This is a genomic window from Flagellimonas sp. (genome assembly GCF_965222555.1).
Classification (GTDB): Bacteria; Bacteroidota; Bacteroidia; order Flavobacteriales; family Flavobacteriaceae; genus Flagellimonas.
In genome coordinates this window covers 384,151-407,007 of sequence record NZ_CBDCUG010000004.1, presented here as the reverse complement: position 1 = coordinate 407,007, position 22,857 = coordinate 384,151, and the positions used below count along the sequence as shown (strand labels likewise).

Here is a 22,857-nt window from a genome sequence, read left to right as displayed (position 1 = left end):
AATAATGTGTGTTTAAATTGGTAATAAGGGGTGGATTTAGCTACTTTTGCAAAAAAATAAATAGCTGCATGTTATCAGTATCCAATCTATCGGTACAATTTGGAAAAAGGGTCTTGTTTGATGAAGTAAACGTGACCTTTACACATGGAAATTGTTATGGAATAATTGGCGCCAATGGCGCTGGTAAATCTACCTTTTTAAAGATTTTGTCAGGGCAGATTGATGCCACTTCCGGAAGCGTACATTTGGAACCAGGGAAAAGGATGTCCATTTTGGAACAGAACCATAACGCCTATGATGAATTTCCAGTTTTGGAATCAGTTGTAATGGGCAACAAGCCGCTGTTCAAGATAAAAAAGGAGATTGACGCATTATATGCTGACTATACCGACGAAAATGCGGAGAAGATAGGTGAGTTGCAGGTGCAGTTTGAGGAAATGAACGGATGGAACGCCGATAGCGATGCAGCAGCACTGTTATCCAATTTAGGGATTACCGAGGAGTTCCATTATACCAACATGGCCGATCTGGATTCGAAATTAAAGGTACGGGTACTCTTGGCCCAGGCCTTGTTCGGTAATCCAGATGTTTTGATCATGGATGAGCCTACCAACGATTTGGATTATGAAACCATAAACTGGCTGGAGAACTTTTTGGCCAATTACGATAACACGGTAATTGTGGTATCTCACGATAGGCACTTTTTGGATGCGGTCTGTACCAGTATTGCTGATATTGATTTTGGAAAAATCAATCTTTTTTCTGGAAACTATACGTTCTGGTACCAAAGTAGCCAGTTGGCGGCCCGTCAGCGTGCACAGCAAAACAAAAAAGCGGAGGATAAGGCAAAGGAGCTGCAGGAATTCATTCAGCGTTTTAGTGCCAACGTTGCAAAAAGTAAGCAGGCCACATCACGTAAAAAAATGTTGGACAAGCTTAAGATAGAAGACATTAAACCGTCCAGTAGAAGATACCCTGCTATAATTTTTGATCGGGAACGAGAAGCTGGTGACCAGATTTTGAACGTTGAAAAACTTTCAGCGACTTCTGAAGATGGAGATCTGTTGTTTCAAGATGTCAATATTAATTTGGCAAAAGGGGACAAGGTTGCCATCATTTCCAAAGATTCAAGGGCCACAACGGCTTTTTATGATATTATCAATGGAAAGGTAAAAGCAGACAGCGGATCATATCAATGGGGAGTGACCACTACGCAATCCTATTTGCCTGCAGATAACGCAGAATACTTTAAAGATGACATCAATTTAGTGGACTGGCTACGCCAATGGGCAAAGACCGAAGAAGAGCGTGAGGAAGTTTACATTCGTGGATTTTTGGGTAAGATGCTCTTTAGCGGAGAGGAAGCCCTTAAAAAATGTACCGTGCTCTCTGGAGGAGAAAAAGTACGTTGTATGTTGAGCAGGATGATGATGCTACGAGCCAATGTATTATTGCTGGATGAGCCTACAAACCATTTGGACTTGGAAAGTATTACCGCTTTCAATAACTCTCTGAAGAATTTTAAGGGCACCATTTTGCTTACCACACATGATCATGAATTTGTGCACACCGTGGCGACCAGAATTATTGAGATTACTCCAAAGGGATGTATTGACCGCTATTTGACTTTTGATGATTATATGTCGGATAAATCCATCAAGGCGCAGCGAGAAAAAATGTATGCGTTGGCAACGGTTTAAGCTTATGCCCTAAAATATTTACTGTTCCAAATGGCGGGATTAAAGTTTTTGCCCAAGGCAAAACCGTAAAAGATGATGACAGCCGCAATACTTTTGAACATAAAAAAGTAAAGAATCCAAAACTGCGCGGTAGAATTGTTTTTAGAAAACAACCCATCTGGAATCAGGAGCGTAGCAAAATAGCTGACCAACAGGGTAAAGAACAGCAGGTTTACGATGTTCTTAAAAGGCCAGACCAGCATTTTCCGAAAGGGATGCAAATCATTGCCCCACTTGTCTATCAAGTAATAATACCCATTTCCGATTGGGGCAAAAAGTAGGGGGTCGTCTTTATCTTCCAATTTAAAAAGCTTGGAAGGTGCCATAATTTTAAACCCCTTGATTTTGATATTATGGGAAGTTTCCAGCTTTTGAATTTCTGAAACTGTTTTTTCTGGAATGACTCCCTTAAAATAGTGACTGTCCAAAAAGCGGAGTCTATAGTCAATGCAGGTTTTTTTGATTTGATCTAAGTGATAGATCCTAGAGGTTTGTAAAAGGTCCAAATTGAAGTCGTTGGATTCCGAGGGGATTTTTGAATGTAATCCAGTTTCAATTTCGGTTTTTGAAGCGGAATGATTGGCTAAAATATCTCGCACTTCCTCCAAAACCAGATGTTCCATTGTGTGCTTTGCACGCAGTCGTTGCAATTTTTGTTCAATGTCTGTATTTCTGAAAATCATAAACTAGATTTAGGCAACTCCTTCAAAGTTAATGATTTGCAATTTTCATTTTAGGATCATTCAAAAAACACAAATGTTAACATTTTGTTAAATAGATTTCAGTTTGAGAAAAATACTCATGTTTTTCCTAAAAAAGTGTATCTTATCGAAGATTTTGACACTTTATCGTCAGAACATACTATTTAAGATTTACAAATTGAGTTAGTCCCAAAGATTAGAACACCTATGAAAGCCCCATTCAAGAAAGTCCTACTTTGCCTATGTTTAGTGTGTACATTTTTGGTTTCTGCCCAAGATTCAAATACATCTTCTACAAAACCCAGTTTACAAAATACTACTGAATCCAACAGATATACCACACTTTTTGCTGCGGTAAAGGCAACGGAGATGCAGGATATTTTGGATGAGTCAGGTCCTTATACGGTATTTGCTCCGTCTGATGCCGCTTTTGAAAGGTTTTCCAACGCAAAAATGGAGAAGTTGATCAATGCCACGGATAAAAGTGATTTAAAGTCATTGGTCACATACCATATTGTACCGGGCCGATTAACAGCATCAAAAATTTTAAGAGCCATGTGCAAGGGCAGTGGAAAAGCTAGCTTTACTACCATTCAAGGAAAAAAACTGGTTGCTCATATGGAAGGGTATGATATTGTTTTAACGGACCCCATTGGAAATACGGCAAGAATCACCGCTGCTGATGTGAATCAAAAAAATGGAATTATCCACGAAATTGATAGTGTGATCTTACCTTCTAAAATGTAATTAGCGCAATTCCGCTCCCAATTCCTTTTGATATCTAGCCAACAACTTGGCCATAATCTTATCGATTTGCTTATCGGTCAGGGTCTTCTTCTCATCCAATAGTGTAAAGCTTACCGCATAGGATTTTTTGCCTTCAGGTAAATTCTTCCCAGTATAGACGTCAAAAAGGTTTACTTTTTTCAGCAAACTTTTTTCAGTGCTCCATGCAAGATCGTATACCTGTTGGAAGGATACACCTTCATCCAACAGCAAAGCAAAATCACGATTGACCTCTGGGAATTTTGGAATTTCCTTAAAGACAATGTTTTGGGTATTCAGATAGTTCAATACAGCATCCCAGTCAAAATCCGCGTAAAACACATCTTGTTTTACATCAAATTCCTTCAACATGGCTTTACTTACCAAACCATAGGTACCCAATTGTTTGCCATTTTTAATACAGCGTAACCCTTCTGAAAAGATAACATCATTGTAGGGTTCAACCGTAACATCCGTGAGCCCGATACGATCAAAAATATTCTCAACACTACCTTTTAAAAAGAAGAAATCGGTTTTCTGTGTAGGTATCGCCCAACTATTTTCAGTACGATTCCCTGAAATGAACATGGACAAGTGCTGGTTTTCTTGGTTTTTATCACCCTTCTTATGGTAGGTCTTACCAAATTCGAAAAGCTTTAAGTCCGTTTTCTGTCGGTTAATGTTATAGCTGATGGTCTGTAAACCAGAAAATAACATGGAAGTCCTCATCACCGATAGGTCAGAGCTTAAAGGGTTCAACATGTTTACCAAGTGGGCTTCATCCTTTAAGATACTCTGGGTTTCTTGGGCAACAAGACTATTGGTCATGATTTCATAATAACCTTGGGCAGCCAACATATTTCCAACAAGATCTTGAACCCTATGGTTTTCAAACCTTGAAGATTCTGCGATGGAAGCAGTGAGTTTATCCTTGTAATCAATGTTGTTGTACCCAAAGACTCTTAAAATTTCTTCAATGACATCCACTTCGCGCTCAACATCTACGCGGTAACTTGGGATTGTCAACCCAAGCCCTGATTCGGTGATATTGTTCACCTTGATTTCCAAAGAAGCCAAAATGGATTTGATGGTATCTCTTGGAATTTCTTGTCCAATCAGCGAGTTGATTTTATCAAAAGTCAAGAAGACCTGACGCTCATCAGCTTTTTTAGGGTACAGATCCACAATTTCTGAGGTAATGTCACCTCCGGCAATTTCGCATATCAACAGAGCTGCTCTTTTTAGAGCATACTCCGTCATGTTGATATCAACACCTCTTTCAAACCTGAAAGATGCATCAGTATTAAGCCCATGCCGCTTAGCCGTTTTTCTGATAGAAACAGCATCAAAATATGCACTTTCTAAAAATATGGACGTGGTATGTTCCGTAACACCTGAGTAAATCCCACCAAAAACGCCTGCAATACACATGGGTTTTTCGGCATCACAGATCATCAGGTCATCTTCATGGAGTTCCCGGTCAACTTCGTCCAGCGTTTTGAATTTTGTACCGGCTGGCAAAGTTTTTACTTCAATTTTTCCGCCTTTTATTTTGGCTGCGTCAAACGCATGTAATGGTTGGCCCAACTCATGAAGCACATAATTTGTAATATCCACTATATTGTTGATAGGAGAAAGGCCTATGGCCTTCAATCTATTTTTGAGCCAATCCGGGGACTCTTGCACAATTAGATTGCTAATGGTAATACCACAATATCTTGGAGCCAACTGACTGTCCTTAACTTCAACATCAATTTTTAAGGAACGGTTTTCAATGGAAAAATTACTGGTAGATGGAGTTACAAGTTCTTTCTGGATTTCCTTTTGCTCCAATCCGGCCTTTAAGTCACGGGCAACGCCAAAATGACTCATGGCATCGGCACGGTTAGGTGTGAGTCCTATTTCAAAAACCTCGTCGTTTTCAATTTCAAAAACTTTTGAGCAGGGAGTGCCGGGCTCCAAAGTTTCACTCAGGACCATAATACCATCATGTCCTTCTCCGAGACCTAGCTCATCTTCGGCACAGATCATTCCTTGACTGACCTCGCCTCTAATTTTACCTTTTTTGATTTGCCAAGCTTCTCCATCTTTGGTGTATAGCGTTGTACCAATGGTTGCCACAGGAACCTTTTGACCTGCTTCAACATTAGGAGCTCCACAAACAATTTGTAAAGGGGTTTCCTCTCCAACATCAACCGTGGTTAGTTTAAGCCTATCTGCATTTGGATGTTTGTCGCATGTAAGTACATGCCCAACAACCACACCCTGCAATCCTCCTCTAACTGATTCAAAGCTGGAGATACCTTCAACCTCAAGACCCAAGTCTGTGAGTAGTTCTCCAGTTTTTTGCGAATCCCAGTCAATTTGCAAAAATTGCTTTAACCAGTTGTAAGAAATCTTCATACCCCAAATTTAAAGTGGACAAATATAAAACAATAGGGCAACAGATTCAACGTAATTAATGAGCTATGTAAACGACTTATGGCAAGTTTTGACTTCTATTTTCTATTTTTAGGATAAATCTTTCAATTTATGAGAAGAATTTGGTATTTGTATTTGTTGGTTTTGATATTGTTTTCTTCTTGCAATGAGGAAAAAAAGGAATTAACAATTGGCGATTGGTGGGCAAAAATGGATGTTTCCCCAAGTGAGGTACTCCCTTTTAACTTTAAATTATCCAAAACTGATGAAGCAGAGTATAGTATCGAAATGTATAATTCTGATGAGGTAATCACCGTGGATGAAATAGAGGTCAAGAATGATTCCATACGAATACAAATGCCAGTTTTTGAAGGATATATTGTAGGCACATTTACGGAAAATGAAATAAAGGGTGACTTTATCAAAGAAAGTTTGGACCGAGTTGTGCCATTCTCTGCAGTTTATGGCAAACGGGACCGATTTAAGATCCATGCCCCTGCCCAGATAAATATTTCTGGGGTTTGGGAAACGTATTTTGACGTAAATACGGAAGATGAATATCCTGCAAAAGGAATATTTGCGCAGAACGGCAATACGGTAAGAGGCACGTTTAGGACAAAGACGGGCGATTATAGGTATTTAGATGGTGTGGTTGATGGTGATACACTTAAACTTTCAACTTTTGACGGCACCCACGTTTTTATGTTCAAAGCCCAGGCAACGGATAGTACATTATTGGGTTATTTTTATTCTGGAAACCACTCTGTTGAAAAGTTTATTGCCAAACGCAATGATGCCTTTGAACTCCCTGATGCCAATACATTGACATTTTTAAAAGAAGGTTATGATCACTTCGATTTTTCCTTTCCTGATATAACGGGCAATACCATGAGTTTGTCCGATGCGCGTTTTAAGGATAAAGTGGTTCTGGTTCAGATTATGGGAACATGGTGTCCCAATTGTTTGGATGAAACAAAGTTCTATGTAGACTTCTTAAAGAAAAATCCGGATTTGGACATTGAATTTGTGGCACTGGCCTTCGAATATGCAAAAACCCAGGAAAAGGCTTTGGAAGGTATAGCGAGACTAAAGAAAAGAGTAGGGGTAGAATACCCCATTTTGTTGGCCCAGTATGGAACTTCCAACAAGCAAAAAGCGAACGAGAAACTTCCCATGTTGAACCACGTATTGTCTTATCCTACCACAATTTATATTGATAAAAAGGGGGAGGTGCAAAAAATACATACTGGATTCAATGGACCCGCTACCGGTGAAAAATATGAAGAATTCAAAAAAGAGTTCAATGAAACTATAAACCAGCTTAGTCAGGAAGAAATTGAGGCTAAATAATGGTTGATTTCCCCAAATCTATATTTTCGTCATTGATGTTGAAGTCATCATCACTGTCCACAATGTTATCTGCGATAAAATCCCCCACCTGATTGGTTCCGTATTGACTTTTAGCGTCTAGATCTGGAGTTACAATACCCTTTTCAAGGGATTTGTCAACCGCTTCGCGTACGGCCATGGCTTCTTCAAACAGTCCAAAATGTTCCAAAAGCATTGCGGCAGATAGAATTGACGCTATGGGGTTTGCAATATCTTTTCCCTTGGCCTGGGAATAGGAACCGTGAATAGGTTCAAACATGGCGCTTTCATCGCCAACGGATGCTGAAGCCAATAGCCCTATTGAACCGCCAATGACACTCCCTTCATCAGAAATGATATCACCGAACATATTTTCTGTGAGAATCACGTCAAATTGGCTTGGATTGAGAATGATTTGCATTGCCGCATTATCCACAAAAAGATAATCCAGTGTTACTTCCGGGTAACTTTCCCCAATTTTTGTGACCACCTTTCTCCAAAGCCTAGATGATTCCAAAACATTGGCCTTGTCAACCAGTGTAAGTTTGTTTCTTCTATTTTTAGCTGCTTTAAAAGCTAAATGTGCAATGCGCGAAATTTCTTTTTCTGAGTATTCGCAAAGATCGGATGCTACAGTTCCCTCCTCATTTAATTTCTTCTCACCGAAGTATATTCCTCCGGTCAATTCACGATAAATGGTGAAATCCGTACCTGAGATTATGTCTTTTTTTAATGGCGAATTTTCTATTAGGGTAGGGAAAACCTTAACGGGCCTGATATTGGTAAACAGGCCAAGTTCTTTTCGCAATCTTAGTAAACCTTGTTCTGGCCTAACCCTGGCATTGGGGTCGTTATCATATTTCGGATCCCCTATTGCCCCAAACAATACAGCATCAGCATCTTTACATAGCTGAAGTGTTTTGTCTGGTAATGGACTTCCTTTTTTATCTATTGCAAAGGCACCTACAGGGGCCTCCCTGTAAATAAAGTCGTGGTTAAAGGTTTCCTCAACCGCTTGAAGACATTTTACAGCCTGAGCCAATACTTCTGGTCCTACACCATCTCCGGGAAGTAAAGCTATATTCAGGTTCATGTAATGGACAATTTAAAGTTTATTGGGGAACGGGCACTGCTTATGCTAAACTTTCAATGGAAACATTACTGGTCTCAATGATTTGATGAATGTCATCATCCATGATCTCCTTTTTGCGATCGGCAAACTTCAAGAAATTTTCGTAGACCACATCCAATTGAAGCTTGGTAAGTTCGTACCCCACATTTTTGGCGCGATATGCCAAAGCGGCACGACCACTTCTAGCGGTCAAAACAATGGAAGATTCACTTACACCAACATCTTTTGGGTCAATAATCTCATAGGTTTCGCGCTGTTTGATAACTCCATCTTGATGAATTCCTGAACTATGGGCAAAAGCGTTGGACCCCACAATTGCTTTGTTGGGCTGCACCGGCATTCCCATTTTTTGGGAAACCATTTGGCTAGTGTCCAATAAGAGTCTGCTATTGATATCGGTATCCAAGTTTAGATATGGATGTTGTCTCAGGATCATAACAACTTCTTCCAAAGAAGTATTTCCTGCACGTTCTCCTATACCATTGATGGTGCACTCAATTTGTCTTGCACCATTAATAACCCCTGCAATTGAATTTGCTGTGGCCAAACCCAAATCGTTATGGCAGTGGCAAGAAAGAATAGCTTTGTCTATACCAGTTACATTCTCTCTCAGGTATTTCATTTTTGCACCATATTCCTCTGGCAAACAGTATCCTGTGGTATCTGGTATATTCAAAACGGTAGCACCTGCCTTGATAACCGCTTCGCAGACCTGAGCCAAGAAATCGTTATCTGTTCGTCCGGCATCTTCCGCATAAAATTCCACATCTTCCACGAATGTTTTGGCATAAGCAACGGCGTCAACAGCCCGCTCAATGATTTTTTCACGGGTAGAGTTGAATTTGTGCTTTATATGGGAATCCGAAGTGCCTATTCCAGTATGGATTCTAGGTGTTTTGGCAATCTTTATGGCTTCCGCCGCAACTTCTATATCTTTTTTAACCGCCCTGGTTAGACCACAAACCGTGGCATTTTTTACCAATTTGGCAATTTCATGGACAGAATTGAAGTCGCCCGGGCTAGAGATGGGAAAGCCGGCCTCGATAACATCAACTCCCAGTTCATCCAACCGTTCGGCAATGACCAATTTTTGTTTTGTGTCCAACTTACAACCTGGGACCTGCTCTCCGTCCCTAAGCGTTGTGTCAAAAATTTGTACCTTATCTTTACCCATTATTATAGTCAGTTTTATCTAAACTATACAAAGATAGAGTAGGAGTTGATATGAATGAGAAAATGACAAAAATCATTACAACGTTAAATTGTATTTCGTATAGAGTAATATTCTGAAATACAATTAGTTAATTTATATTTTTTACGATGACAAATGCCCACAAGGATACCTTGTTCGTATTGATTAAGTCTCTTTCCAAATCAGAAAAGCGTCAGTTTAAACTGTATGTTGGTCGTCTTGGGGTGAATACAGATGCCAAGTTTTTAGCTCTTTTTAATCTTTTGGACAAGATGCGCATGTATGACGAACGGCAGATTTTGGATAGTGGAATCGTAAAGAAATCTCAACTCTCAAATCTAAAGGCTCACTTGTATAAACAGATTTTGGTCAGCCTTCGATTAAACCCTGTAAACCAAAACATTCGTGTTCAAATACGGGAGCAATTGGATTTTGCAACAATTCTATACCAGAAAGGATTGTACAAACAAAGCTTGAAGATTTTGGACAAGGCCAAAAACTTTGCCATTGAAAACGAGGAGAAGAACGTGGCCTATGAAATTGTCGAGCTGGAAAAGATCATAGAAACACAATATATTACACGAAGCATTCCGGATAGGGCAGAAGAACTGGCGCGCCAGGCAAAAGAACTGTCTGAACATAATGTGATGACCAGTAAACTTTCCAATCTGTCCTTACAGCTTTATGGTATGATGTTGAAAGTAGGTTATGTGCGCAACGATGAGGATCTGCGAAATGTGCAAAACTATTTTGAAAAACATTTACCTGATTACAATTTGGAAGATTTAGGCTTCAGGGAAAAATTGTGGCTGTATAAGGCGCATTTATGGTATAGCTTGTTGACCCAGGATTTTTTGTCATCGTATAAATATGCCAGTAAATGGGTTGACCTTTTCTACGACAATGAAGAAATGATTTCCTTGAATCCGGTATTCTTTTTAAAGGGTAACCATTACCTGTTAGAGTCGCTGTTTTTTGTTAAATATGGGTCCCTTTTTAGGGAAACATTGGAAAAATTGGAGAATCAAGTCAGCAATTCCAAGTTTCCACAGAACGATAATATCGCTTCGCTTGCATTTTTGTACATAAACTCCAATAAGTTGAACCTACATTTTTTGGAAGGGACTTTTGGCAAGGGATTGTACCTTGTGAACATCATCGAATATGGAATCAAAAAACATAAGGATAGGATTGATGAGCACCATGTAATGTTGCTATACTACAAGATTGCCTGTCTGTATTTTGGAAATGGGGATAATAAAAACTGTATTGTTTATCTGAAGAAAATCATTTCCAATAAAAACCTTAAGATGAGAGAGGATCTTATGTGTTTTGCCAGGGTGTTGAGTTTGGTGGCCCACTATGAGGCAGGAATGGATTACCATTTGGAAGTTCAGCTTAAAAGCACGTACAAGTTCTTGTTGAAAATGAATGACTTACACGCTGTTCAAAAAGAGATGATTAAATTTTTGCGTAGTCTAGGAGATATTTACCCAAGTGATTTAAAAAATGAATTCCAAAAGCTTTATAATGAGTTGAAAAAGTATGAAAACCACCCTTATGAAAAAAGGGCATTTTTATATTTGGATATTCTCTCTTGGTTGGAAAGTCATCTACAAAACAGACCCGTGGCAGAAATTATTAGGGAAAAGGCACTGGCCGTTACACGTTAAACGCAAGCATTCCAGATAGGATCATTGGGAGGTTGTGCAACAAATCCGATATTTTCCTTTTTAACCGGATGTTCAAATTCCAGACTTCTTGCAAGCAAATGTATTCCTCCATCTTTGTTGCTTCTGTCAGCTCCATACTTCAGATCGCCTTTAATATGGCAGCCTATTGCGGCCAATTGAGCTCTTATCTGATGGTGTCTACCTGTTTTTAAATCAACCTCCAAAAGGAAATAACGATCAAGCTTATGAATAATCTTATACTCCAGAATGGCTTTTTTGCTGTTAGGAACCTCCTTATTATGGGCATATGATTTATTTTGTTTTGGATTGCGAACCAACCAATGGGTCAAGGTTCCACTGTCATCCTCGGGAACTTTGTCCACAACGGCCCAATACGTCTTTTTTGTTTTTCCTTCGGAAAAGAGTTTGTTCAAACGAGGAAGCGCTTTGGAAGTTTTTGCAAACACCACAATACCGGAAGTTGGTCTGTCCAATCGATGCACCACACCCAAATAGACATTTCCAGGTTTATTATACTTTTCTTTTAAATATTGTTTTACTACTTCGCCTAGTGGAATATCCCCGGTTTTATCACCTTGTACAATATCGCCAGAACGTTTGTTGACCACAATCAAGTGGTTGTCCTCGTATAAGACGTCTAAATTGGAAGGATTGGAGTGTTGTTTGTTACCTGACAACTACCAGCGATTAATATTGTTCTTCTTCATTTGGAAAATCCCTGCTCTTCACATCATCAACATACTGTGAAATGGCATTGCCCATATCTTCATATAGATTCATATATCTACGTAAAAAGCGCGGATTAAACTCATGGGTCATGCCCAGTAAGTCATGCACTACCAATACTTGACCATCTACGCCATTTCCTGCACCAATGCCTATTATGGGTATGGAAACGCTCTCCGCGACCTCTTTGGCCAGTTTTGCCGGTATTTTTTCCAAAACAATACCAAAACAACCTAGCTCTTCCAGCATTTTTGCATCCTCTTTCAATTTTTGTGCTTCTTCTTCTTCTTTGGCCCGCACAGTATAGGTTCCAAATTTATAGATTGATTGAGGTGTAAGTCCCAAATGTCCCATCACTGGGATACCTGCCTGAAGAATCCGACTCACGGACTCTTCGATTTCAGCACCCCCTTCTACCTTTACGGCATGGGCGCCACTTTCTTTCATAATTCTAATTGCGGATCGTAGAGCTTCTTTGGAATCACTTTGATAACTGCCAAAAGGAATATCCACAACGATGAGAGCCCTTTTTGCAGCCCTTACTACAGAACTGGCATGATATATCATTTGGTCCAAAGTGATGGGCAAAGTAGTTTCATGGCCAGCTATGACATTACTGGCTGAATCTCCAACCAAGATTACATCTACCTTGGCGGCATCCACTATTTTGGCCATGGAATAGTCGTAGGAGGTAAGCATGGAAATTTTCTCACCGTTTTGTTTCATTTCTATTAAAGACTTAACGGTAACCCTTTTGTATTCTTTTTTGGCAACTGACATTAGGTTTGTTTTAATGGCTAAAAGTAAGCAGATTTGTTTAATTTGTACTTCAATCAAAAAACATAAAAAAATGAAAGCACAACTCACTTTAATATTATCATTGTTCACCGTTGTTCAAATTATGGCCCAAGGCCCCAATCCTCCTGAAATAGATTCTAAACAAGAAGTGAAAAAGGTGATTGAAACATTTTTTGATGGTTTCCATAAACAGGATTCGGTTATAATAAAAAGTACGGTGGCAGATAAGGTGGTGCTTCAAACCACTGGCAGGAACAAGGAAGGTAAAACAATGTTCAGAACGGAAGAGTTTTCACAACTGATAACTTCAATTACCAGCATTCCGGATAGCATAAGTTTTCAAGAAAAGTTGACTTCATTTTCAATTCAAGTAGATCGGACTATGGCCAATGCTTGGGTAGGCTACGAGTTTTGGTTAAACGGGAATTTTAGTCATTGTGGTATCAATTCATTTCAGCTTGTCAATTTTGATGGCGAATGGAAAATTATCTATTTAATTGACACCAGGGGCAGAGCGGGTTGTTTGGAAGAATAATTAGGTTTTGGAAATACTATTCGGATAAAATTTTGATATCATCAATTAATCGAAGCATTTCTTCATTATTTGTGCCATCATAGACTCCCCGTATTTGTTTTTTCTTATCCACCAATATGAAGTTGGGAGTGTGTATAAAATCCTGTAGACCGCCATCACCATGGTCAACTACGGCAAAATAGCTTTTGCGTGCCAAATTGTAGATGTGTTTTTTATCACCTGTGGTAATATTCCATTTTGAATCGATAACTCCATTACGATGGGCATATTCTTTTAGAATGGGCACGCTATCCATTTCTGGAGTGACGGACATGGATAGAAACATTACATCATCATCATTCAGGAAAATCTCTTGCAGTTTTTCCATATTATTGGACATGATAGGGCAGATGCTTGGACAGCGAGTAAAAAAGAAATCGGTTACATAGATTTTGTTCTCATAATCTGACTGTGTCACAATTTTTCCATTCTGGTTGACCAACGTAAAATCGGCAATGGTGTGTTCTACAGAGATGTTCTGTAGACTGGCATCAACCAATTCTGGATGAAAATCTTTGGGAGTAAAAACAGGTAGTTCCTGATTTTTATTTGACATCCAATAAATGAAAGCTAAAATACCGATAGCCAAAATGACTACCGGTATTCTGGTTTTGCTTAACTCTTTCAACCCTTTCATTGGTGATGTTCCTATAAGATGGAGGTTTCAATTTTAATATCCGAATGTTCCCAGGCTTTATCAAATTCTTGTTTAATGGCCTCTGCTTCCTGCATTTTTCCTTGGGCCTTCAAACTGTTATGTAGGCCCATCAATGACCAACCATTTTGACGCAAAACATCCAAATCCTCTCGGTAAACTTTTTCCGCATCTTCATATTTTTTGGCACTCATTAATAGGGCACCCAAATTCTGTCTTGTTGGAATATGCCAAGCGGCGGGTTCGGTATAGGTAAGAGCATCTTCAAATTCCACGGCATTTTCCAAATGTTTTATGGCTTTGGATGTGTCACCGTTCAATGCGGCCAATTCCCCTGCAACAACCTCATAGGCTATGTTGGCAGAATTGATAGATGGATTATGCGCCGTAGCCACTAAATTCTCCAATTCAGGGTCATTTTTTAGAGCTTCAATGGCATCCAATTCTTCTTGGGCCTCTTTAGTGTTTCCTTTTCGTATAAAGGCCATTCCCCTAGCATAATGCCTTATCAAGTTAAGATGTTTAATATCCTTGTTGGGAGCGGGAATGGTAAGGATTTCGTTCCATTTACCAAATCTTGTATAGGCCAACATTGGGGTAGAAGCGAAGTCTTGTAAAAACGGCATGGTTATGAACTCGCCCACCGGTACTTTTTCGGCGGTTTTTTTGGCAGCGTCGATGGCAATGTCACTATTGCCTAATAAACTTGCGGCTGACCATAGAAAATGAATATTGTGGGGGTAGTATCCTAAAGGATATAGACCTTGTGAATAACATTGGGAAATGTAATCCTCATCTGCTAAAATTGCATCTTGATTGGCTTTTACGGCATCTAAATAACGCCCTACCCTAATATAAATATGAGAAGGCATGTGCACTAAATGTCCGGCTGCGGGCATCAGTTCTCCCAATTTATCGGCGCTGGCAACCCCCAAATCTGGTTTGGGTAACTCCACCATATGGATATAATAATGATGCGCCCCTGGATTATTTGGATTAAGCTCCATGGCCTTTTCAAGTGCTGCCTTTGCTTCTGGAATGTTAGGGGAAGGATTCCCTGCTTCATCCCAATAATTCCACGGAACTGTGTTCATGACAGAGGCCGCATAAAGAACCTGTACCTCTGCATCCTCTGGAAACTCTTTCAGCACTTTGGCCATGGCGTCCATATAGGCCATGTTGAGTTCCGCCACATCCTTGGTCAGGTCTTCACTATATCTTGTCGTCAAGGCATTTATGAGGGCTTTTTCTTTAGCGGTTGCATTGGAAGCTAAACTTTTGGCCTTTGCCATTGCCTCATTTGTTTTTATTTTACGGTCTTCCGGCGGTAAGGGATCGTTGATATTTGGCCCTAAAGCATAGGCCTGTCCCCAAAAAGTCATTGCCGAAGTGGGATCCAAACGGGAGGCTTCCATAAATGATCTATGGGCTTCCGCATGGTTAAAAGCATACGTTAGCCTTAAACCCTGGTCAAAGAATGTTTGTGCTTTTTCATTATTGGTTGTAATTGTGTAGCTCAAGTCCCCTAAATTTTCAAAAAGAGGGGCAATTTGCTGTGTGGAGTCCACTACCTCCAGCAAATATGTGGTTGGGGTGCATTTAATGAAGCTAAAAGATGCTTTCTGGTAGTTTTTTAAGACTTTTGAAGAATTGTTTTTTGATGAGAAGTGAACCACTGCCAATGCTCCCAGCACTGCCATGGCTACGCTTAGTTTTGTTTTCATAATGTTCAAGTTATCTAGTTAGTTTCTCTTTATTTTGACTAACAAATCAGTGGGGGAATATTGAATAAAATGGCATAGTGCTATCTGGGGAGATGATAATTACGGTGCCATAGCTATTGAATGGGCGATTACATTTAATAATTCGTTGTTAATCAATAGTCAAGGTAGTGAAAGTTGCTCAATTTATACATGAATTTTGTATAAGCTGAATGATTTACTGTATTCCAGGAAAAATGCACCTAATTTTTTCCTGTCATTAACTTAAGATAGAGTCGTTCAACTTTATCTCTGGCCCATGGGGTTCTTCTTAAAAATTTGAGACTGGATTTGATGGAAGGGTCATTTTTGAAACAATTTATGCTGATTCGATTTGCCAATTCTTCCCATCCGTAATGTTCTACTAACAATTCTAACATATCCAACAACTTAACGCCATGCAATGGATTATTTGGTTGTTCCCTTTTGGAATTGTTTTGATTAAGCATGATGTGTTGGTTTAATAATTTGGATTAGCAATCACTTAAAAAGACGCCTACGGCCAGTCCACCCTCTGAGGTTTCCTTGTATTTTGAATTCATATCCTTTGCGGTTTCCCACATCGTATTTACTACTTTGTCCAGAGGTACTTTGGCTTCATTGGGGTCTGTATCCATTGCCAATTCTGCAGCATTGATTGCTTTTATGGCACCCATGGCGTTACGTTCAATACAAGGAACCTGCACCAAGCCTCCAATGGGGTCACACGTAAGTCCCAGGTGATGTTCCATGGCAATCTCGGCCGCCATGAGTACTTGTTCCGGGGTACCGCCCATTAATTCTGTCAGTGCACCAGCTGCCATTGCGGAGGATACTCCGATCTCCGCTTGGCAACCACCCATGGCAGCTGAGATGGTAGCTCCTTTTTTAAAGATGCTGCCAATTTCACCTGCTACCAATAAAAACCGTTTGATATCCTCAAAATCCCCATCATGGTTTTCAATCACCAAATAATACATGAGTACAGCAGGAATCACCCCTGCACTTCCATTAGTAGGAGCAGTGACAACTCGACCTAAGGCCGCATTGACTTCGTTGACGGATAGTGCAAAACAACTGACCCATTTAATGATCTGGCGGAATTTCACCTCGGTCTCACGAATACTTTCCAGCCATTCCTGCTGAGAGGAGTAGGGATGTGAGTCTTTTAGTTTTTGGTGTAGATTAAAGGCACGTCGCTTTACATTTAGTCCACCAGGTAGGGTACCTTCGGTATGGCAGCCCAAATACATGCACTCTAACATGGTGTCCCATATACGTTGAAGTTCTTTATTTATTTCGGTATCAGTCCTAAGTGAAAGCTCGTTCTCTAGAACGATATCAGAAATGGACTTGCGTTTCTCTTCACAATAGCGGAGCAGTTCCTCTCCTGTTTTTATGGGACATGGGAAAGTCTTGAATGTGGCCTTGTTTTCCTTGGAATGTTCAAGTCCCTCCTTAACAACAAAACCTCCGCCAATGGAATAATAGGTTTCCATAGTGGATTGCCCATTATCCAAGTTGGCTTGAAATTGCATGCCATTGGAATGGAATGGTAGAAAATCTTTCTTGAAAACGATGTCATGGTCAAAATCAAAAGATATTTCTTTTGTCCCTCCCAATACCAGTTTCTTGGATGTCTTTATTTTCTCAATGGTCTCTCCTATGGTTTCAGTTGGAACCGTTTCTGGATCACACCCTAGCAGTCCCATAACCAAGGCAATATCCGTGGCATGCCCTTTTCCAGTTAGGGAAAGGGACCCGTATAGATACACTTTCACTTCAGCAACCGATCCAAAAAGGTTTTGGTCGTTTAGTTCATTGATCCATCTTTCAGCAGCCCTCCATGGACCTAGGGTGTGGGAGCTCGAAGGCCCTACACCAATTTTCAACATATCAAAAACACTGATACATTCCATGCATTACATTTTGGTTTCAAATATAGCAAGCTAGAAAGGATTAAATAGTGTGCCAAGATCATGAATTTTTAAATCGAACCATATCTGCTGATTATTAAATCATTATATGGTAGGTATCCAGGTTTTCTGCCACCTTGTCATATTCTTTGACATGGCATGATCATTGACATTTCTAGAACGAGACAAAAAAGAAATTCAAACAGATATAACTTTAGATACAATGAGCAAAATTATAGGTATAGACTTGGGTACGACCAACTCCTGCGTCTCTGTGATGGAAGGTAACGAGCCCGTGGTAATCCCAAATGCCGAGGGTAAGCGTACAACTCCCTCTGTAATTGCATTTGTGGAAGGCGGTGAGATAAAGGTGGGAGATCCTGCAAAAAGACAAGCAGTGACCAACCCGCATAAAACTATTTATTCCATTAAGAGATTTATGGGGAACAAATTTTCTGAATCTAAAAAAGAGGCAGATCGCGTTCCTTACAAAGTAGAAAAAGGTGACAACGATACACCAAGGGTAGATATTGATGGACGTTTGTATACGCCTCAAGAACTTTCAGCAATGATTCTTCAAAAAATGAAGAAAACTGCTGAAGACTATTTGGGACAGGATGTAACCAGAGCGGTGATTACTGTTCCTGCATATTTTAACGATTCACAAAGACAAGCTACAAAAGAGGCTGGTGAAATTGCTGGGTTAACCGTAGAGCGAATCATCAATGAACCAACTGCAGCTTCTTTGGCTTACGGATTGGATAAAAAAGATACAGATCAAAAAATTGTGGTTTTTGATTTTGGAGGCGGTACACATGATGTTTCTATCCTGGAATTGGGTGATGGCGTTTTTGAAGTATTGGCAACAGATGGAGATACCCACTTGGGAGGTGATGATGTAGATCAAAAAATAATTGATTGGTTGGCCGAAGAATTCAAAGCTGATGAACAGCTGGATCTTAGAGAAGATGCGATGGCATTGCAACGACTTCGTGAAGCTGCTGAGAAGGCAAAAATTGAATTGTCTTCTTCTGCGCAGACCGAAATCAACTTGCCTTATGTAACAGCAACAGCTTCTGGGCCAAAGCACTTGGTAAGAACATTGAGCCGTTCCAAATTTGAACAATTGATTGAGGATTTGGTGAAAAGAACCATCAAGCCTTGTGAAACTGCATTGAAATCTGCCGGACTTTCAAAAAGCGATATTGATGAGATTATTTTGGTTGGTGGGTCAACACGTATTCCTGCGGTACAGGAAGCTGTTGAGAAGTTCTTCGGAAAAAAACCTTCCAAAGGTGTTAACCCAGATGAGGTAGTTGCAGTTGGTGCGGCTATTCAAGGTGGTGTATTGACAGGAGATGTAAAAGATGTATTGCTGTTGGATGTTACTCCACTTTCTTTGGGTATTGAAACCATGGGCAGTGTGTTCACCAAATTGATTGAGGCGAATACAACCATCCCAACAAAAAAGTCACAGGTATTCTCCACAGCGGCGGATAATCAACCTTCGGTTGAGATTCACGTATTGCAAGGAGAGCGTCCAATGGCTGCGGATAACAAAACTATTGGTAGATTCCATTTAGATGGTATTCCACCAGCGCCCAGAGGTACACCTCAAATTGAAGTAACTTTTGATATCGATGCAAACGGTATTATCAAGGTATCTGCAACGGACAAGGCTACGAACAAGACACAGGATATCCGTATTGAGGCTTCTTCTGGTTTGACTGAAGAGGAAATCCAGAAAATGAAAGCAGAAGCGGAAGCTAATGCTGAATCGGATAAAAAGGCCAAGGAAACCGCAGATAAGTTGAATGAGGCAGACGGAATGATTTTCCAAACGGAAAAGCAGTTGAAGGAATTTGGAGATAAGCTATCCGATGATAAAAAGAAGCCTATTGAAGATGCTTTAGAAGAGTTGAAGAAAGCGTATGAAACCAAAGACCTTGCGGTAATTGAGCCTGCTTTGGAGAAAATCAATGAAGCTTGGAAAGTAGCTTCAGAAGAGATGTACAAAGCTCAGGCCGAGGCTGCGCAAGCCAATGGTGCTGATCCATCAGCTGGAGCCGAAGGCGCCGCTGGAGGAAGTGACGCCGCCGAAGGTGATAATGTTGAAGACGTAGACTTCGAAGAAGTCAAGTAGCCTGTCCTGAGCAAAATCGAAGGGTAGACTTCGAAGAAGTCAAGTAAAACTTCAAGTTTGAATAATAAAAAAGCCCGCAACCATGTTGCGGGCTTTTCTTTTTAAATAAATTCAACTAAGCAGCATTTAATTGACGTATTTCCAGTTCTTGAAGCTTTTTCAAGGCTTCGGCTTTGGAATTCACGTCGAGTTTTACATAAATATTTTGGATGTGGAAATTTACCGCACTGGGTGTTACACAAAGTCTGTCAGCAATCATCTTGTAGGTATATCCCTGGGTGAGCAGCTCAATAATTTGATTTTCTTTTTTTGAAAACCGCTCATACGTTTTACATTGAAAAGAATGAATGATTTTTTTGGCCACATCATGTTCCAAAGCTATTCCATGTTCATGCAGTTCCTCTAAGGCATTAAAGAAGCGGTTTTTGGTCAAGGGTTTGGTCAGAAATCCGTTTGCTCCTTTTTTAAAGGCTTCTTTTATAATCTTGAAATCACATTTCTGACTTGTCATCAAGATTTTTGGAGCTTTGTGCTGTTTGTGGAAATCGAGGATTCCATCAATTCCCGAAATTCCAGTCAGATTGACTTCGGAAACAATAATATCTGCTTCCGTTTTTCTGGAATGCGACATAAATCTATTCACTGATGAATAGATACCTGTTAGTTCATAAGGCGATTGGTCGCTAAAATAAAATCGGTATAGAGGGTGTAGTTTTTCGTCATTGTCAATAATTACAATTTTTAATGGTTCAATTTTCATGGTTACTAGATTTTGAGTTATCTGATTTTGTCATTGTCGCACTTCATTTTATCCAGATTTAGGGCAAAATGTATCCTGTCTGCCATGCCAGCACATGGGAACATAAAGGGAGAACTTTTGAGTTTTACAAAATAAATTATACAACGCAACAGTGTCTCACCAATGCCCTTAGCTGGACATGCTGATAACAATCCTGTAAAGGATTAAATCAATAGTGATTTAGAAAAGGTTTTGGAATGCTAGAAAAGAACCCTTGTTTGGTTTAGGGGACTTGGTCTTGCACCGAGAATTGTAGCTTTTTTCATGAGTTTAAGATTTGGGATTTTGTATTATTTCAAAAATTAAATTAGGGAATTTTTTCCTTCAGAAGAGTTTTTTGTAGTTTTTTTCGTTCAAATGCACTTTCCCTTTTTCATGAAAAATAAGTGAAATGTCTGTAAATACAAGTGTTACGGAAACCTTTGGATTATTCATCCACAGTACAGTACAAAAAGAAATAGGATGCTCTTTTTAGAACATCCTATTCTTGCTAAATCGGTCCAAGTGAAATAATACAACCCGCTTCTATGATAAAGTGTAGTAACCCCTGTTTAATTCATCACAGTTCATAAAGATTTAGTATCTCGGTAATTGACAAAATCAGATAACTCTCAGGTAGAGGACCAATTTATTTTTTAAATTTCTTAATCGTCAAAGGAAGTACTGGTGTATTCGTGCGAAGTTCCCGTACTCAAGGCCGTTTTAAGGTTTTCATCGCTATAGGCTACCATGGTGCCGTCCATGGATTGTCTTCTATAGGCAATGGTTACTTGCTCAATAGTATGGTTTTGTCCTCTGTTGGAAACTACATAACTCTCTCCTTTTTCAACATCAAGCTGTATGGCATAATCATCCCTGCTGCTGTTGATATGGCTTCCAAGATTTACAGAAGTGGTAAGGGTGTTGTGAACCACTTGTGTTGCGTAGAGGTCCAAGCCTCCAAATCCATCGCGCCCTTCAGAAGCAAAGAACAAAAGTGTACTATTGTATATGTTAGGAAACAACTCGTCTTCTTTTGTATTTACCTTTGGCCCAAGGTTTTTGGACACACCTAAACTTCCGTCGGTATTAATATCGGCAACATATATATCGTATTTACCATAGCTTCCCTTCATATTGGAGGCAAAGAAAAGACGTTTACCATCTTCTGAAACAGTAGGATGTTTTGCAGAAGCATATTTCGGGCATACTTTCAACTTGGTAATATTACCCCATTTACCGTTGATTTTTTCAGCGCGATAAATCTCATGTATAAGTTCCTTTTTGGAAAACAGGCCGTACATTGGTTTTTGTTCACTAGACCTGCTAAAATATGCTGTTGTGCCATCTTGGGTTACGGATATTGAAGGAATGTAGCCTTCAAGCGTGGATAAATGCCCATTTTGGTTGGTTGTATTTATGATTCCGTTTGTATTCTCAAACTTTATGGGGTTTTGCGCTATAATTGGAGTAGTGAATAGCAAACCAATGATTAGAGTCAAGCTGTAGGTTAATGAACGTGTCATGATTTTAACGATTTGGGGGTTAATACATGACAAATTTGAAGAAATATTTTTACGAATTACTTATGAATTTTTCATAGGTTTTGAATTTTAACGAATAAAAATGGTATTTTATCGAATATATTTTAAATAATTAACACTTGTGAATTGACAAATATGCCGATTAACGATGTTTTGTGCATATAGTCGGAGAGTAAAGCAATATAAGGAACCAAATTTAAAAAGGCTAATCATGCGTTTTTGACGAAGAGGACACTAATCTATTGATTTCTTTGAGTTCATTGTCCGTTAAATGCCGCCATTTGCCCACAGGTACATCCAATTCAACATTCATAATCCGAACACGTTTTAGTTTTTTCACCCGATAATCCAAATATTCGCACATTCTTCTAATCTGGCGGTTCAGTCCTTGGGTCAGTATAATTTTAAATTGATGTTGTCCCAATTGTTCCACCTTACATTTTCTGGTAACCGTATCAAGAATAGGTACCCCATTCCGCATTTTCTTAAGAAAATCTGAGGTGATAGGTTTGTTGACCGTCACAACATATTCCTTTTCATGGTGATTTCGCGCTCTGAGGATTTTGTTGACAATATCCCCGTCATTCGTCATAAAAATTAGACCTTCACTGGGTTTGTCCAATCTGCCAATGGGAAAGATACGTTTTGGGTAATTGATGAAATCAATGATATTGTCCTTTTCAACCCTGGTATCCGTAGTGCATACAATGCCTATAGGTTTATGAAATGCCAGATACACAGGTTTGTCTTTGGGTTCGGAAATGAGTTCTCCATCCACTCTAACTTCGTCATTCTGGGTGATTTTAGTGCCCATTTCCGGTATCTTTCCATTAATGGTAACCCTTCCCTGGTCTATTAATTTATCAGCGGCACGACGGGAACAGTAGCCTACTTCACTTAGGTATTTGTTGATTCGGGTTTCTTTCATAAAACTGGAAGTTGATTTTGCGAATATCGTAAACTTCTAGTAGA

Annotated in this window: 19 protein-coding genes; 6 read left to right on the top strand and 13 right to left on the bottom strand. The window is 39.6% G+C overall.

The genetic code is table 11. From position 1 onward, the window contains the following. Positions 1-68: 68 nt before the first annotated feature. Positions 69-1,700 carry an ABC-F family ATP-binding cassette domain-containing protein gene (locus ACOQO1_RS06230; RefSeq protein ID WP_420602004.1) on the top strand — a complete coding sequence of 544 codons (1,632 nt, stop codon included), beginning with the start codon at positions 69-71 and terminating at the stop codon, positions 1,698-1,700. 2 nt (positions 1,701-1,702) lie between these two features. Here ACOQO1_RS06230 and ACOQO1_RS06225 read toward each other — a convergent pair whose 3' ends face one another. After that, positions 1,703-2,422, bottom strand: coding sequence for a hypothetical protein (locus ACOQO1_RS06225; protein WP_420602003.1), 720 nt, complete (start codon positions 2,420-2,422; stop codon positions 1,703-1,705). Between the two features lie 225 nt (positions 2,423-2,647). Between ACOQO1_RS06225 and ACOQO1_RS06220 the strand changes: the two genes are divergently transcribed. Next, positions 2,648-3,187, top strand: coding sequence for a fasciclin domain-containing protein (locus ACOQO1_RS06220; RefSeq protein WP_420602002.1), 540 nt, complete (start codon positions 2,648-2,650; stop codon positions 3,185-3,187). Here the strand turns inward: ACOQO1_RS06220 and pheT are convergent, their stop codons facing one another. After that, positions 3,188-5,608, bottom strand: a complete 2,421-nt coding sequence (gene pheT / locus ACOQO1_RS06215) for a phenylalanine--tRNA ligase subunit beta (protein WP_420602001.1) — start codon at positions 5,606-5,608, stop codon at positions 3,188-3,190. A 129-nt stretch (positions 5,609-5,737) separates the two neighbouring features. Here pheT and ACOQO1_RS06210 point away from each other — a divergent pair, with 129 nt between their 5' ends. Next, positions 5,738-6,976 carry a peroxiredoxin family protein gene (locus ACOQO1_RS06210; protein WP_420602000.1) on the top strand — a complete coding sequence of 413 codons (1,239 nt, stop codon included), beginning with the start codon at positions 5,738-5,740 and terminating at the stop codon, positions 6,974-6,976. Here the strand turns inward: ACOQO1_RS06210 and leuB are convergent. Both leuB and ACOQO1_RS06200 read right to left on the bottom strand, forming a co-directional pair. After that, entirely contained in the window at positions 6,969-8,087 is a 1,119-nt protein-coding gene (leuB, locus tag ACOQO1_RS06205) for a 3-isopropylmalate dehydrogenase (protein ID WP_420601999.1), read from the bottom strand. The two genes, ACOQO1_RS06210 and leuB, sit on opposite strands and share 8 nt — an antisense overlap. A gap of 40 nt (positions 8,088-8,127) precedes the next feature. After that, complete coding sequence (locus tag ACOQO1_RS06200; RefSeq protein ID WP_420601998.1) at positions 8,128-9,300, bottom strand: 2-isopropylmalate synthase; 1,173 nt, start codon at positions 9,298-9,300, stop codon at positions 8,128-8,130. A 146-nt stretch (positions 9,301-9,446) separates the two neighbouring features. Here ACOQO1_RS06200 and ACOQO1_RS06195 point away from each other — a divergent pair, with 146 nt between their 5' ends. Further along, positions 9,447-10,991, top strand: coding sequence for a hypothetical protein (locus ACOQO1_RS06195; protein ID WP_420601997.1), 1,545 nt, complete (start codon positions 9,447-9,449; stop codon positions 10,989-10,991). Here the strand turns inward: ACOQO1_RS06195 and ACOQO1_RS06190 are convergent. Together ACOQO1_RS06190 and panB are read right to left on the bottom strand one after the other, a co-directional pair. Next, positions 10,988-11,689 (bottom strand): RluA family pseudouridine synthase, encoded by a 702-nt coding sequence (locus ACOQO1_RS06190; protein ID WP_420601996.1) that lies wholly within the window; start codon positions 11,687-11,689, stop codon positions 10,988-10,990. The two genes, ACOQO1_RS06195 and ACOQO1_RS06190, sit on opposite strands and share 4 nt — an antisense overlap. Before the next feature lie 10 nt (positions 11,690-11,699). Further along, entirely contained in the window at positions 11,700-12,518 is an 819-nt protein-coding gene (gene panB / locus ACOQO1_RS06185; RefSeq protein ID WP_420601995.1) for a 3-methyl-2-oxobutanoate hydroxymethyltransferase, read from the bottom strand. Between the two features lie 70 nt (positions 12,519-12,588). On the opposite strand from panB, the gene ACOQO1_RS06180 reads away from it, so the two are divergent. After that, positions 12,589-13,071 carry a nuclear transport factor 2 family protein gene (locus ACOQO1_RS06180; protein ID WP_420601994.1) on the top strand — a complete coding sequence of 161 codons (483 nt, stop codon included), beginning with the start codon at positions 12,589-12,591 and terminating at the stop codon, positions 13,069-13,071. Between the two features lie 16 nt (positions 13,072-13,087). On the opposite strand, the gene ACOQO1_RS06175 is transcribed toward ACOQO1_RS06180, so the two are convergent. From ACOQO1_RS06175 to ACOQO1_RS06160, 4 genes are all read right to left on the bottom strand, one after another. Then, the gene (locus tag ACOQO1_RS06175) at positions 13,088-13,747 is read right to left on the bottom strand and encodes an SCO family protein (protein WP_420601993.1); all 660 of its coding nucleotides are present in this window, start codon (positions 13,745-13,747) and stop codon (positions 13,088-13,090) included. 11 nt (positions 13,748-13,758) lie between these two features. After that, positions 13,759-15,489, bottom strand: a complete 1,731-nt coding sequence (locus ACOQO1_RS06170; RefSeq protein ID WP_420601992.1) for a hypothetical protein — start codon at positions 15,487-15,489, stop codon at positions 13,759-13,761. A 239-nt stretch (positions 15,490-15,728) separates the two neighbouring features. Further along, on the bottom strand, positions 15,729-15,974 hold the full coding sequence (locus ACOQO1_RS06165; protein WP_420601991.1) for a VF530 family DNA-binding protein: 246 nt from the start codon (positions 15,972-15,974) through the stop codon (positions 15,729-15,731). A 24-nt stretch (positions 15,975-15,998) separates the two neighbouring features. After that, on the bottom strand, positions 15,999-17,423 hold the full coding sequence (locus tag ACOQO1_RS06160) for an L-serine ammonia-lyase (RefSeq protein WP_420601990.1): 1,425 nt from the start codon (positions 17,421-17,423) through the stop codon (positions 15,999-16,001). Between the two features lie 220 nt (positions 17,424-17,643). Here ACOQO1_RS06160 and dnaK point away from each other — a divergent pair, with 220 nt between their 5' ends. Beyond that, positions 17,644-19,563, top strand: a complete 1,920-nt coding sequence (gene dnaK / locus ACOQO1_RS06155; RefSeq protein WP_420601989.1) for a molecular chaperone DnaK — start codon at positions 17,644-17,646, stop codon at positions 19,561-19,563. A 115-nt stretch (positions 19,564-19,678) separates the two neighbouring features. Here the strand turns inward: dnaK and ACOQO1_RS06150 are convergent, their stop codons facing one another. The 3 genes from ACOQO1_RS06150 to rluF all read right to left on the bottom strand — a co-directional run bounded on the left by ACOQO1_RS06150 (position 19,679) and on the right by rluF (position 22,813). Next, positions 19,679-20,323, bottom strand: coding sequence for a response regulator (locus tag ACOQO1_RS06150; RefSeq protein ID WP_420601988.1), 645 nt, complete (start codon positions 20,321-20,323; stop codon positions 19,679-19,681). A 683-nt stretch (positions 20,324-21,006) separates the two neighbouring features. Continuing rightward, positions 21,007-21,867: a hypothetical protein gene (locus ACOQO1_RS06145; protein WP_420601987.1), complete on the bottom strand. Its 861-nt coding sequence runs from the start codon at positions 21,865-21,867 to the stop codon at positions 21,007-21,009. Between the two features lie 223 nt (positions 21,868-22,090). Continuing rightward, complete coding sequence (gene rluF / locus ACOQO1_RS06140) at positions 22,091-22,813, bottom strand: 23S rRNA pseudouridine(2604) synthase RluF (protein WP_420601986.1); 723 nt, start codon at positions 22,811-22,813, stop codon at positions 22,091-22,093. Between the last annotated feature and the right edge of the window lie 44 nt (positions 22,814-22,857).

Coding starts and splice junctions, on each gene's coding strand:
- ACOQO1_RS06220 (WP_420602002.1), top strand. CDS start 2,648: ATGAAAGCCCCATTCAAGAAAGTCCTACTTTGCCTATGTTTAGTGTGT.
- ACOQO1_RS06170 (WP_420601992.1), bottom strand. CDS start 15,489: ATGAAAACAAAACTAAGCGTAGCCATGGCAGTGCTGGGAGCATTGGCA.
- leuB (WP_420601999.1), bottom strand. CDS start 8,087: ATGAACCTGAATATAGCTTTACTTCCCGGAGATGGTGTAGGACCAGAA.
- dnaK (WP_420601989.1), top strand. CDS start 17,644: ATGAGCAAAATTATAGGTATAGACTTGGGTACGACCAACTCCTGCGTC.
- ACOQO1_RS06210 (WP_420602000.1), top strand. CDS start 5,738: ATGAGAAGAATTTGGTATTTGTATTTGTTGGTTTTGATATTGTTTTCT.
- rluF (WP_420601986.1), bottom strand. CDS start 22,813: ATGAAAGAAACCCGAATCAACAAATACCTAAGTGAAGTAGGCTACTGT.
- ACOQO1_RS06195 (WP_420601997.1), top strand. CDS start 9,447: ATGACAAATGCCCACAAGGATACCTTGTTCGTATTGATTAAGTCTCTT.
- ACOQO1_RS06230 (WP_420602004.1), top strand. CDS start 69: ATGTTATCAGTATCCAATCTATCGGTACAATTTGGAAAAAGGGTCTTG.
- ACOQO1_RS06160 (WP_420601990.1), bottom strand. CDS start 17,423: ATGGAATGTATCAGTGTTTTTGATATGTTGAAAATTGGTGTAGGGCCT.
- panB (WP_420601995.1), bottom strand. CDS start 12,518: ATGTCAGTTGCCAAAAAAGAATACAAAAGGGTTACCGTTAAGTCTTTA.
- ACOQO1_RS06225 (WP_420602003.1), bottom strand. CDS start 2,422: ATGATTTTCAGAAATACAGACATTGAACAAAAATTGCAACGACTGCGT.
- ACOQO1_RS06145 (WP_420601987.1), bottom strand. CDS start 21,867: ATGACACGTTCATTAACCTACAGCTTGACTCTAATCATTGGTTTGCTA.
- ACOQO1_RS06165 (WP_420601991.1), bottom strand. CDS start 15,974: ATGCTTAATCAAAACAATTCCAAAAGGGAACAACCAAATAATCCATTG.
- ACOQO1_RS06200 (WP_420601998.1), bottom strand. CDS start 9,300: ATGGGTAAAGATAAGGTACAAATTTTTGACACAACGCTTAGGGACGGA.
- ACOQO1_RS06180 (WP_420601994.1), top strand. CDS start 12,589: ATGAAAGCACAACTCACTTTAATATTATCATTGTTCACCGTTGTTCAA.
- pheT (WP_420602001.1), bottom strand. CDS start 5,608: ATGAAGATTTCTTACAACTGGTTAAAGCAATTTTTGCAAATTGACTGG.
- ACOQO1_RS06175 (WP_420601993.1), bottom strand. CDS start 13,747: ATGAAAGGGTTGAAAGAGTTAAGCAAAACCAGAATACCGGTAGTCATT.
- ACOQO1_RS06150 (WP_420601988.1), bottom strand. CDS start 20,323: ATGAAAATTGAACCATTAAAAATTGTAATTATTGACAATGACGAAAAA.